Below are 12,213 nucleotides of genomic sequence, written 5' to 3'. Positions count from 1 at the left end.
CGGCGACGACAGACGGCTCAGTATGGTGCGAAGACGAAATCCGCGGCGGCGGCCTCTCCTTTGCGAAACAGGTCCATAGGTTCTACGGCATGAAGACGCTTTAAGGAGACACCATGAACGCACCACGATACATCGCAGTGAAAATCGGTAACGACTACGAAATCCGCAGGATCGACCCGGAGCACCGAGCCAACGCCGCCACCGCAGTGGCCGCCGGAATTCTGATGGGTGCGATCGGCCTGAGCCGCCGGTCCCTTCCGGGCCTTGCGCTCCTGGCCGGCGGGATCGGGCTTTCCTACTACGGCTGGACGGGAAAGAACCCGCTGAACGCACTGCGGAGCAAGATGTGCAACCCCAGTCTTCCGGAAGGCGCGGCGTCTCACGCACACGACGGCTCGAGCAACGCGACGCAGGTTCCGGAAAATGAGGTGGACGAGGCGGCGATGGAATCATTCCCCGCGAGCGATCCGCCGGCCCGATACGCGACGTCGCGTTGAGCAGCACCGGCCGATCAAACCGTTTCGGAAAGCCAATTGGGTAGCGCGGGCGCTTCATCGCCGACAGGACTCTCTGTCGCCGCATGGGGCGCCCGCAGGTTGTGCAGGTGGGCACGGATCGCGTTCTGGGCCGCATCCGGGTCGCTCGTCAGCAGCGCTTCGACCAGGGCGACATGACTGGGCAGGAGCGATTGCTCGCCTTCCAGCAGTGCCGCCGCGTGCAACAGGCCCAGCTTCATGATCCGCTCGAACGCACGGGTGAGTGGCTCACACGCGGCCAGCGCGACCAGGTAATGGTGGAAGCGGATCTCCTGGCGGATCTGATCGACCGAACCGGCCGGCAGCGCGTCGAGCGCTTCGGCCAGCCTCAGCAACCGCGACTGGTGCCGCAGGACCGGCGCACCGCAGTAAATGCGTGCCGCCTGGGACTCGATCGCTTCGCGGACAACGGCATGACCCCACACGTCTCTGGCGTCGGGAAGGCGCACCCGCGTGCCGCGCCGGGGGAGGGTCTGGATCAGGCCTTCCGTCTCCAGTTCCAGCATCGCCTCCAGTACCGGGGCGACACTAACGCCCAGCTCGGCAGCGACCTGCCGCCGATTGAAGACGTCGCCGGGCTTCATCCGGCCGCTCAGGATGCGACCAAGGATGTCGTCGTACACGCGACTGGATAGGGAAGCGTCCGCCATAGATCACCGAGAGTATAGGGGTAGACGCCCGCTAAACAAATCATTCAACAGGGGCACTCTAGTTTCCTGGCAGGCAGGGTGGGAACAGGCGGCAGGGGAAACGAAAAGGGGCGAGACGCGGTGAGCGTCTCGCCCCTTGAGGGCTATGGGCGGCCGGAGCCGATTAACGCTCAGTTGACGTAGGCAATCTCGTTCGACATCAGCAGGGCCTGGGCATACTGCTCCCAGACGGTCAGGGGACGGCGTTCGACGAGTTCGCCGCTGTTCTTGATCGCGGCCCGAAGGTTGCCGTACTTGCCGGTGTTATCCACCGTGCGCGTCTTACCCGACTTGACGGCCGCTTTGGACACCTGGTCCGGGGCGGCGGCCGAGGCAGCCGCGACGAACTCGCGGGCGATCTGCACTTCCTGGGCCTTGGGGGCCCGCTGGAAGATCACTTCGTACAACGCTTTGACCTTGGCGACATCGTCCTTGGCGTTGACGAACTCTTCGCGGCTGACGGCCTTGCGGGCCACGTCGACCGACATCGGGCTGTTCATGAAGAACAAGGCCTGCTGCGGAACGATCGTACTCGTCCGCTTGCTGTTGGCCATGTCGGGGTCGGCGAAGTCGAACTGCTGCATCAGTTCCGGGACCAGGCCCCGGTCGATGTAGCCGTACACGCTGCGACGGTTGCTGTAGGGCTCGTCGGTCAGGTTGACCGGCTTGCCGCCGAGCGTCAGGTCGAGCTTGCCCGTGAACATCAGCATGGTGTCGCGGATGGCTTCGAAGTCGAGCCGGCGGAGGTTGGCACGCCACATGAGCCGGTTGTCCGGATCCTTGTTGACGTAAGCCGGGTTGGCGTCGCTGCTCAACTGGTAGGTCGCCGACGTCATGATCAGCTTGTGCATCTTTTTGAACGACCACCCCTCGGCGATGAAGCGGCTGGCGAGGTAGTCGAGCAGTTCCGGGTGGCTCGGCGGGTCGCACATGACGCCCATGTCGTCCAGCGTGCGGACGAAGCCGTCGCCGAAGTGGCGGGCCCACATGCGGTTGACGGCGACGCGGGCCGTCAGCGGGTTGGCCGGCGTCGCGATCGAATCGGCCAATTCACGACGGCCGGAGCCGACCGAGAAGGGTTTGCGGTCCTTGCCGGCGATGATCTCCAGGAACTGGCGGGGAACGATCGGGCCGCGGTTCTGGGCTTCGCCGCGGATGAACACATAGCTGTTGCGGGGCCGCTCGGAATCTTCAACGACCATCGCACGGGCCGGCGAACCGGGGTGCGTGAGCTGAAGCTCGTTCACCGAGGCCAGCCCGCTGAACCGCTGGAACCCGCCGTTCTGCAGCCGCAGGTCGGCGATCGCCACCTTGAAGCCTTCGTCGCTCAGCGACGACGCCGGGTGCATCTTGATCGGGAAGTTCAGGATCTCCAGCTCTTCTTCGCTGAAGCCCGTCACTTCGCCCTTCATCGTGGAGCGGCTTGCCTTGAGGTACTCGGCGTGGCGGGGTTCGAGGGCGGCGAACATCTTGCCGTAGATCGCCGACACGTCGGCAAAGCTCTTGATCTGTTCCGGCTTGACGTCCTTGAAAGCGGCCTTGACCAGCGGGTTGATCGGGGGATTGCTGCTGACGAAGGCCTTGCGGTCGGCTTTGCGATCGGCCTTGTTCTTTTCAGCAGCTTTGTCCGCGCCCTTGTCCGTCGCAGCGACGGCGGCGTCGGTCGATCCCTGGATCTGCTTGAGGATCTCGGGAACCTTCGCCGCGTAATCTTCGGCCTTGAGTTGCGAGAACTTGTAGAACGGGCCCATCACGGCACTGTCCCGACGCGGATCGATCCGCAGTGTCTGGTACAGGTCGCGGTCGAGCTTGTGCTCGGCGATGAGCTTGTTACGGGCGTTGATCTGTTCGGCGTCGTTGCTGCGGTACATCATGCCGACCTGCAGATACACGCCGGACTTGCGATAGAACTCCTTGTGCTTGGATTCAATCGTGCTGTAGTACTGGTCGCGATTCTTCGCTTCCAGCTCGGTCAACCGCTTGATGAAGTCCTGGTACTCCGGGCCGGTCGGGGTTGTGCCGATCAGCGGCTTTTGCACCGGCTCTTCGGTCGAGACGAATACGCCGTGCAGCGAGTAGTAGTCGGCGGTCGGGACCGGGTCGAACTTGTGGTCGTGGCAGCGGGCACACGACACCGTCAGGGCCATGGTCGCCTTGGTGAGCGCGTCGATGCGCTCGTCGATCTGGTCGTTGGGGTTCTGGAACCGCTTGCCCACCGTCAGGAAGCCCAGGGCGGCGAGCGTTTCGGGGTTGGTCTTGGCGGTCGGCAGCAGGTCGGCCGCGATCTGTTCCTTGAGGAACTGATCGTACGGCTTGTCGGCGTTAAACGAGTTGATCACGTAATCGCGGTAGGTCCAGGCATAGGCATAGCGGTAGTCCTGGCCGCGGTTGTTGTTTTCGATGCCGCTGGTGTCGCTGTAGCGGGCAGAATCGAGCCAGTACCGGCCCCAGCGCTCGCCGTACTGCGGGCTGGCCAGCAGGCGGTCGATCACCTTTTCGAACGCGTTGGGCGAGGTGTCCTTCTGGAAGGCGGTGATCTCTTCCGGGGTCGGCGGCAGGCCGATCAGGTCGTAGGTCGCGCGACGCAGAAGCGTCTCGCGGGCGGCGGGGTGATTGGGAACCATGCCCGATTGCTCGAGCTTCGACAGCACGAAGTTGTCGACGGGGTTCTTCACCCAGCCGGCGTTCTTCACCGCCGGGACCGGGGAGTTCTGAATCGGCTGGAACGACCAGTGATGACGGGCGGTGTCGTTCAGGCCGGTGAGCTTCACGCCGCCGTTGGTCCGTGGGTCGGGCGCGCCCATTTTCACCCAGGTGACCAGGTCGGCAATCTGCTTGGCCTCGAGCTTGTTGCCGTCGGGCGGCATCTGGAGGTCTTCGTCGTGGTACTGGACGGCCTTGATGAGCAGGCTCTTCTCCGGATTGCCGGGGATGATCGCCGTGCCGTTTTCGCCGCCGTGCATCCAGCCTTCGCGGGTATCCAGAACCAGGCCGCCCTTGGCTTTCTTTTCTTCGGCGGAGTGGCACTTGTAGCAGCTGCCGACGAGCACCGGACGGATCTTGTTTTCGAAGAAGTCGAGTTGTTCCTTGGTGGGCTTCTGGTTGGCGACGGCCGCGGGGGCGGCGGTCTGCCCGGGAGCGGCGGCGGGCGTGGGAGCCGGCGCGGCCACCGGGGTCGGCACAGCGGCGGCAGCGGCAAGACCCGCCGCGGCGCCGAGAATGGTTGTCAGGGTGAGGAAGCGTGCCTTCATGGCTCTCCAGTAGGGTCCGCCTTGGCGGACGCGACAATCCGCAATCGCGGACGCGACGATCACTTGAATAACGTGTGTCCGCCTTGGCGGACCGGGGTCTGCACCGGGGTCTGCCAAGGCGGACGTGTTGGTAACGTCCGCCAGGGCGGACCCTACAAATCTCAGGCGATCAGGTTCTTCACGACTTCGCCGAAGTTGTCGGTCAGGCGGAAGTCGCGGCCGTTGTAGCGGTACGTCAGTTTCTTATGGTCGAATCCGAGCAGGTGCATGATCGTGGCATGCAGGTCATGGACGTGGACCTTGTCGGTTTCGGCGCGGTCGCCGAACTCGGTGGTCGAGCCATGGGCGTAGCCGCCCTTGACGCCGCCGCCGGCCATCCAGCAGCACATCGCCTTGCTGTTGTGGTCGCGACCGGCCGTCGCCGCACCGCCACGATCGCGGGTGACCGTTCGGCCGAACTCGCCACCCCAGATGATCAGGGTGTCGTCGAGCAGGCCGCGTTCCTTGAGGTCCTGGATGAGCGCCGCGGCGGGCTGGTCGACCATGCCGCAGTTGCGGGCCAGGCTCTGCTCGAGGTTCTGGTGGTGATCCCAGCCGCCGATCGGAACCTGCACGAACCGAACGCCACGCTCCACCAGCCGGCGGGCGACGAGCATCTTCATGCCGCTGTCGGTGTTGCCGTACTTGGCCTTGATCTCTTCCGATTCCTTCGAGATGTCGAATGCTTCGGTCGCTTCGGTCTGCATGCGGAAGGCCATCTCGAAGCTTTCGATGCGGGCGTCGAGCTGCTCGTTGCGCTGCAGCTTCTCGGCGTGCATGGTGTTGAGCTTGCGGGCCAGGTCGAGCTGGCGACGCTGGTCGTTGGGGCCTTCGAACTGGTTGTAGATGTTCAGCAGAACCTGGTTCAGCGGCATCTTCGGGCTGTAATTGACGTTCACGCCCTGGTAGAGGCTCGGCAGGAATGCCGCCTGGCGGTAGTCCGACTTGCCGCCACCCAGCGAGATGAAGCCCGGGAGGCTCTGGTTCTCGGTGCCCAGGCCGTAGACCGTCCACGAGCCGAGCGACGGCTTGGGGATCTGCAGCGAGCCGGTGTGCATGAAGCGGCTGGCGGGCTCGTGGGCGGGGACATCGGTCCAGAGAGAGCGGACGACACACAGTTCGTCGGCGACCTTCGCGAGGTACGGGTTGACCGACGACACTTCCAGGCCGCTCTTGCCCTGCTTCGAGAAGGTGAACGGCGACGGCAGCGCCACGCCATTAAGGCCCGGCAGCGCCTGGCCTTCGTACTTCTTGAGGGCCGGCTTCGGATCCCACGTATCCACGTGCGACGGACCGCCGGGGGCCCAGATGTGGATCACGTGCTTGGCCTTGGCCTTGAAGTGCGGCTGCTTGACCGCCAGCGGAGAGCGGACGTCGAGTTTCGGGGGCAGGCCGGCGGTGGCGGCCCCGGCGTGGCTGGCCATCATGTCCTGGCCGAGCATCATCGCCATGCCCAGGAGGCCCATGCCCATGCCTGTCTTTTCGAGCATGTCACGGCGGGTCATGAACAGATCTTCGACGCGAGCCGTGTGTTCGGCCGGGTTGTAGTTCGGGAGACGCTTCATTTCATGACCTCGCTGTTAGAGCCGACTGGATATGGCTCGATGTGGGACGGGTGCGGGACACTGTCACCGGCGACACGGGCCGATCTCTGAAAGATCTCAGTGATCTCTCTCGCGGCACTATCGACTATCTGTACGCGACCCCTTGTGTTGCGACAATAATACAGTTGGGTAACGGGGTTGTTCGGGAATGACCGATAATGTGATTCTGGTTACACTTATCGGTGAGGTCCGCCTTGGCGGATGCACGATTTACGCGGCTGAGGCGTCCCCGTGGGCCCACGCGTCCGCCAAGGCGGACACTACAGATGCCGTATCCTTTGATCAAATAATGGCTTTTGGTGAATTGGCCATAGGGCGACGACCCGTTTCGGATCTTGCCGACATTGTAGGGTCCGCCTTGGCGGACGCGGGCCTTTCGCCCGCCAGCGCGTCCCCTGCAAAAATCGCCACGGCGTCCGCCAAGGCAGTCCCGGCGACTCGCCGGTATACTCGCCCCGAATGTCCCGTCTTGCCGACAACCCGCCCGCGATCGCCCCCCATCCAACTCTCGGGCGGTTTTTCTCGAAAGCCGACCAGAAACGCGAGTTCGTCCGTCGTGTATTTGATGGCGGGGCAGCGAGTTACGATCGAATTGAACGGCTGATGGCGTTGGGGTCGGGGTCCTGGTATCGGCGGGAAGCGCTGCAGGTCGCCGGGCTGGTCAAAGGCATGCGGGTGATCGATGTCGCCACCGGCACCGGCCTGGTCGCCCGTGAGGCGGCGACGCTTGCCGGCGATCCGGGGCTGGTCATCGGCGTAGACCCCAGCGCCGGCATGATCAGCCAGGCCGGCAAGCAACTGCCCATCCGCCTGATCCGCGCCCGTGCCGAGCACCTGCCATTTTCCGCCGGGGTGTTCGATTTTCTGAGCATGGGATACGCCCTGCGTCACGTCGGCGACCTGACCGCCACCTTCCGGGAGTATCGGCGAGTGCTCAAGCCCGGCGGCATCGCGTGCGTGCTGGAACTGACCCGGCCGGAGAATGCGATCCGCCGGGTACTGCTGCGGGCCTACATGAAGGGCCTGATCCCCTGCCTGAGCCGGATCGCCACACCCGAACATGAGAACCGCGCCGGCACGACGCTGCTCTGGCGGTACTACTGGGAGACAATCGAGTCGTGCGTGGAGCCGGCGACGGTCCTCGCGGCGATGCAGGCGGCGGGGTTTGTCAACGTCACCCGGCGGGTTCGCCTGGGCATCTTCTCCGATTACGTCGGTCACGTCCCGACGTAACACGGGCGATGAGACGCATCCGGGATGCCTGTCCGTGAGATGGCTGTCCGTGACACGGGTTTCCAACCCGTGCTGGCGATGTCGGAGTCGACAAGGCACCAATCCTCAGGTTGCCCGCTTCGGTGCGGGGCACTGCACGTGCGTGGAAGATAGGTAAAGAGCGAACTGAAGATTGGCGTCTTTTGAACTCCGACATCGCCAGCACGGGTTGGAAACCCGTGTCACGGACAGCCATCTCACGGACAGCCGGCAGGTACGGCCTGCTGTGATCTCGGGATTACTTCTCTGACAGCACGATCTGCTTCGGCAACGCCGGCTCTTCGCCGCTGAGGACTGCCTCGCACATCTTGCGGTAGGTCTTGGTCAGCTTGGATTCTCCGAACGCTTTCTCCATCGCTTCGACCGCCGCCAAGCAGTCGGCGGCCTTGTCGGCGGCGAATGCGGTGTAGACGGCATCGGTTCGGCGGGCGAGTTCCTTCTCCTCGTCGGTCGCGTCTTTGATCCATGCCAACGGCTCGTACGTCATTACGCCTTCGCTGCGGCCGCTGACCTGGATATTGCCGACCGGGCGGAAGAGGAAGCGGTCTCCGGCGCGCTGCATCGAAACGTCGGTCACGAGCATGAGCGTGCCGAAGAACTTGTTGGCCGACTCCAGCCGGGCCGACAGGTTCACGTCATCGCCGAGCACGGTGTAGTCGGCGTGGTCCTTCGAGCCGGCGTCGCCGGCGATGACCTTCGCCGTTGTCATGCCGGCCCGCATTTTCAGCGGCGAATGGCCATCCCTGACCAGTTCGACATTGAACTCCTTCATCATGACCTGCAGGTCGAGCAGGCAGTCCATCGCGTTTTCAACGAAGTTGACGTTCGGCCGAGGGGCGTTGAAGAAGAACAGAATGCCGTCGCCGAGGAACTTGTTGACGAAGCCCTTGTGCTTCTTGATGACGACCGTCGCCCGGCCCATGTAGTCGTTCAGAATCGGAACGACCGCCTTCTTCAGTTTGTCGGAGAGCTTGGTGAAGCCTTCGAGGTCGGTGAAGACAACCGTCGTCTCGCGTTCCTGGCCGGTGAAGATCGTTTCGTCGCGCGATTCGAGACAGTACTGCACCAGGTCCTGGTCCACGTAGGAGCCCAGTCGGCGGGTGATGCGGGCCTTTTCACGCGTCTCGATCACCAGTCGGGTGATGGTGCCCCCGGCCCACGGCCCGGCGACCGCCAGCAGCGGGGCGGCGAGTTCGACCAGCCAGTTGCCGTAGTCGAACAGCACGACGCAGTTGAACAGGACATAGCCCGCGGCAAGCAGTACTGCCGTGACCAGCGACACCACCGGCGAAAGCCTGGCGACCGCGACGGAGGTGATCAGTCCGAACAGGATAATCAGCAGTCCGTTCACCCACGGCCGGGCGGTTTGCCAGAAGTCGTTGGCGAGGATGGCGTTCACAATCACGCCGTGAACAACAACGCCTGGGGCGGCGGCGTGCAGGGGTGTAGGCTTCTGATCGGCGACGGCGGCGACGGCGGTCCAGCCGAGGATGGCGGCTTTGCCGGTTAGAAACGATTTCAGCTCGGATCGTTGCTGGTCGAGTTGAGCCTGAAGTGAACCGGCCTCGGTGGCGGCGGCTTTCAGGTTCGCAATGTTGACAGTGAGTTCGCGATACTGATCGCGCTCCTCCTTTGTGCGTTCCTCCGGCTTAATCAATTCGAACTCTTCAACAATCTTCGTGGCCTCAACTTTCTGCAGCGCGGTTTGGATGATGAATGCTCGTGCTTTTAGGTCATCCAGCGGCGGGCGAGACAGAAGGTGCGCTTTGGCGGCCTTCATATCCAATCCCATCGCTTTGATGCCTCCCTCGGTCGTTTGATCGCTCAAGAGAAAGAAGATCGCCTCGTCCACCTTCTGGCTGTTCCGCTGGATTCGCGATCTTGTTTCGGCCGCCCCGTAGAGCAGCGCCATCGACAGATGCTGCGCCTTCTGATTCGGCCGGTCCGGGTCGTACATGGCGTACCAGCGGCCGGGGCCGAACCAAGGGATGTCCATCATCAGCGGCATCTCGATGCTTCTGCCGCTGGTGAACGAGTGCGTTTCAGTGCGCACGGGGATCACCCGCTCGGCGCGAGGGGTTCCGTCGGCCATCGTGCCGGCGGGGATGATCACGCTGTCCTGCGTGACGATCAGATCCTCCGGGTTCACGTCCAGCATGGTGCAGGCTGTCCTGAGGCCCATCTGGGGGAGCCATCGGTCCTTGTGCGCCATGAACAGCGGCACCGATCGAACCGTGCCGTCGCCGAAATTGGGGTAGTCGACGTAGGCACTGCTCGCGGCGGCACCGAGCAGGGTGTGCACGGGGTGAATCTCGCTGCGCGGCTGAAAAACCGCGACGCCCGGCACCGCCTGCCGTGTGAAACCGTCCAGGTGCCGCTCGGCCAGGGCGCGGTCGTAGCCTTCCCGGACGAGGCGAAGCTGGGGCGACTCGACGTTCGGGTCGAGCGACGGGAAGAGCCGGAGCATCAGCTTGCGCTGAAGCGCTTCGGCCTGGGCCGGGGTGGGCATGAACTTCGGCGAGGTCGGCTGCGACGATGGTGCCGGCTGCGTTGTCGCGGCCGTCGTCGGCTGTGTTGCTGCAATGGCCGGACCGGTAGCGGCGGTACTGGTTGATACGGTACTGGTTGCTGCTGTGGTGGCGTGCCGGTGTCCGTGACCGCCGAACTCCTGGTCCATCTCGTCTTCCACGCGGGCCAGGACGGCTTCGCGGCGAAGCGTGAAAAAGATCGATTCGACCTCGGTCAGTTCCTCGGCGGTGAACTTCCCCTGGGCCTTCAGGCCGGCCATCAGCGTGTCGAGCGTTGTTTCCGGCTGGGCGGCCAGCGTTTTCACCGCTGCCGTCGTCGCCGTGGACTGTGCCCGGGCCGACACGAACGACAGGCTCGCCGGCACGAGCACGTTGCCCGCCCGGCCGAACGATGCCGCCAGGTTGGCGTCATGATCGACGGGGGTGAACGTCTTGCCGTCGGGCGATCGGACGTACTGAATCTCCTGCGGCTCGGTGTAAAGAATATCGAGCACGATCGCCTTGGCCCCGGCGCGGGCGATCTCGTCGATGATGTCGGCCATCTGCGTGCGCGGCCAGGGCCAGGCGCCGACGGCCTCGAGGGTGGCGTCGTCGATATCGACGTGCACGATCTTGTCGCTGGGCTTGGGCGAGAACTTCTGGAATCGCTTGGCGCGGACGTCGTACAGCCCGGCCTCGGTTCCTTCCAGCCAGCCCGACATCCAGGCGAAAAAAATACCCAGTGCCAGGGTGAACCCGACGGCAAAAGTGCTGTTGCGGATGTGGCGGTCGCTTCGTGCCATGGTGTGCGTGATCCTTTGACTTCAAAGCCTAACCGGGAAGTTGTTGGTTGTCCTTTGTCACTGGTCACCTGTCACTTGCCACTTGCCACTTGTCACTGGCTACTCGATACCGGGCACTGGTTACCACGATCGAACAGCAACTGCCCTCCTCGACAGTTGACCAGTAACAAGTGACCAGTGACAAGCGAGAAATGACCAGTGACAAATGACCAATCCCCCCGTTCAAGGTACTCTTACGCCCCGTGGCGTTCCTGCAGATTCGCAATCTTCCGCCTTCCGTAACGACCGACGCCCGTCGGCGCGAGTCGCGCCGCGCCCCCACGCCCTTGTCCGTCTGGCTCGGACGCGTGTGGAAACAGCTCGCGATCTACACCAACTGGCCGGCGCTGGCGGCGATCGGTGTGTTGACCGCGATCGGCCTGATCAGCATCTGGGCCGACGCCCGGGCCGATGTCTCCAAGCAGCTCACATTCCTGGGGGTGGCCGTTGTGGGCATGGCACTCTTCCAGGCGATCAACTACCAGATGCTCGGCCGGCTTGCCTGGGGGTTCTACATCTTCAGCCTGTTGCTGATCCTCTACACCGTTGCCGGCGGCGTGATGACGCTGCCGGGCGTGCGGCGGACCAACGGCGCGACGGCGTGGATCTATTTCGGCAGCACCAGCTTCCAGCCCGCCGAACTGATGAAGCTCGCGTTCATCATGGTGATGGCCCGCTACCTGCGGTTCCGCTCGAACTACCGCACGGTGCGTGGCCTGCTCGCCCCGTTCGCGCTGGCGGGTGTGCCCCTGCTTCTGATCCTCAAACAGCCGGACCTGGGCACGGCACTTGTGTTCATCCCCGTCCTGTTCGCGATGTTGTTCGTCGCCGGCGCAAAGCTCAAGCACCTGCTTCCGATCGTCGGCACGGCGATCGTGCTCGCGCCGCTGGTCTGGATGAGCGGAACCGATGTGCCGTTCTTCCGTCACTTCCCGGCGATCATCAAGGGGTATCAGCGAGAGCGCGTGCTGGCGATGTTCAGCCACGACCCCCGAACCCTCCGCGGCACCGGGTTTCAGCAGGAACACGCGATGACGGCGCTGGGCTCGGGCGGCGTCGCGGGCAAGGGGTTCGGTGTCATTCCCGTCGGGCAGATCGTGCCCGAGGCCCACAATGACATGATCTTCTCGATCATCGGCGAGCAGTTCGGCTTCTTCGGGACGACGGCGGTCCTGGTGGCGTATATCGTCCTGTTCGCCAGCGGTATCGAGATCGCCGCCAACAACCGCGATCCTTTCGGACGCCTGGTTGCGATCGGCATCATCGTCATGTTCGCGGGGCAGGCGTTCATCAACATCATGGTCACGCTGCGCCTGATGCCCGTGACCGGCATCACGCTGCCGTTCGTGAGCTACGGCGGCACCAGCCTGCTCGCAAGCTACATGGCGGCCGGCCTGCTGCTGAACATCGGCCAGCACCGCCCGCTGGTCATGGCGCGGGACTCGTTCGACTTCGACGAGTGATCCGCGTTGC

The 12,213-nt window shown here is 63.8% G+C and carries 7 protein-coding genes; 3 read left to right on the top strand and 4 right to left on the bottom strand.

Annotated elements, in window-relative coordinates; genetic code table 11:
• Positions 1–113 precede the first annotated feature (113 nt).
• The gene (locus IPV69_RS10820; RefSeq protein WP_206295122.1) at positions 114–497 is read left to right on the top strand and encodes a hypothetical protein; all 384 of its coding nucleotides are present in this window, start codon (positions 114–116) and stop codon (positions 495–497) included.
• 14 nt (positions 498–511) lie between these two features.
• Here IPV69_RS10820 and IPV69_RS10815 read toward each other — a convergent pair whose 3' ends face one another.
• From IPV69_RS10815 to IPV69_RS10805, 3 genes are all read right to left on the bottom strand, one after another.
• Complete coding sequence (locus tag IPV69_RS10815) at positions 512–1,186, bottom strand: GntR family transcriptional regulator (protein ID WP_206295121.1); 675 nt, start codon at positions 1,184–1,186, stop codon at positions 512–514.
• A 170-nt stretch (positions 1,187–1,356) separates the two neighbouring features.
• Positions 1,357–4,476: a PSD1 and planctomycete cytochrome C domain-containing protein gene (locus IPV69_RS10810; protein ID WP_206295120.1), complete on the bottom strand. Its 3,120-nt coding sequence runs from the start codon at positions 4,474–4,476 to the stop codon at positions 1,357–1,359.
• Positions 4,477–4,637: 161 nt separating this feature from the next.
• Positions 4,638–6,080 (bottom strand): DUF1501 domain-containing protein, encoded by a 1,443-nt coding sequence (locus tag IPV69_RS10805; protein ID WP_206295119.1) that lies wholly within the window; start codon positions 6,078–6,080, stop codon positions 4,638–4,640.
• A 498-nt stretch (positions 6,081–6,578) separates the two neighbouring features.
• Between IPV69_RS10805 and IPV69_RS10800 the strand changes: the two genes are divergently transcribed.
• The gene (locus tag IPV69_RS10800) at positions 6,579–7,352 is read left to right on the top strand and encodes a class I SAM-dependent methyltransferase (RefSeq protein ID WP_206295118.1); all 774 of its coding nucleotides are present in this window, start codon (positions 6,579–6,581) and stop codon (positions 7,350–7,352) included.
• A 277-nt stretch (positions 7,353–7,629) separates the two neighbouring features.
• On the opposite strand, the gene IPV69_RS10795 is transcribed toward IPV69_RS10800, so the two are convergent.
• Entirely contained in the window at positions 7,630–10,701 is a 3,072-nt protein-coding gene (locus IPV69_RS10795) for a CHASE2 domain-containing protein (protein WP_206295117.1), read from the bottom strand.
• 242 nt (positions 10,702–10,943) lie between these two features.
• Between IPV69_RS10795 and IPV69_RS10790 the strand changes: the two genes are divergently transcribed.
• Positions 10,944–12,203 (top strand): FtsW/RodA/SpoVE family cell cycle protein, encoded by a 1,260-nt coding sequence (locus IPV69_RS10790; protein WP_206295116.1) that lies wholly within the window; start codon positions 10,944–10,946, stop codon positions 12,201–12,203.
• The last annotated feature ends 10 nt before the right edge of the window (positions 12,204–12,213 follow it).

This window comes from Humisphaera borealis (assembly GCF_015169395.1).
In the GTDB taxonomy this organism is placed as follows: domain Bacteria; phylum Planctomycetota; class Phycisphaerae; order Tepidisphaerales; family Tepidisphaeraceae; genus Humisphaera; species Humisphaera borealis.
Note: the sequence above shows the minus strand (reverse complement) of the source record. Positions and strands in the feature narration are given on the sequence as shown.

Coding starts and splice junctions, on each gene's coding strand:
- IPV69_RS10820 (WP_206295122.1), top strand. CDS start 114: ATGAACGCACCACGATACATCGCAGTGAAAATCGGTAACGACTACGAA.
- IPV69_RS10815 (WP_206295121.1), bottom strand. CDS start 1,186: ATGGCGGACGCTTCCCTATCCAGTCGCGTGTACGACGACATCCTTGGT.
- IPV69_RS10810 (WP_206295120.1), bottom strand. CDS start 4,476: ATGAAGGCACGCTTCCTCACCCTGACAACCATTCTCGGCGCCGCGGCG.
- IPV69_RS10805 (WP_206295119.1), bottom strand. CDS start 6,080: ATGAAGCGTCTCCCGAACTACAACCCGGCCGAACACACGGCTCGCGTC.
- IPV69_RS10800 (WP_206295118.1), top strand. CDS start 6,579: ATGTCCCGTCTTGCCGACAACCCGCCCGCGATCGCCCCCCATCCAACT.
- IPV69_RS10795 (WP_206295117.1), bottom strand. CDS start 10,701: ATGGCACGAAGCGACCGCCACATCCGCAACAGCACTTTTGCCGTCGGG.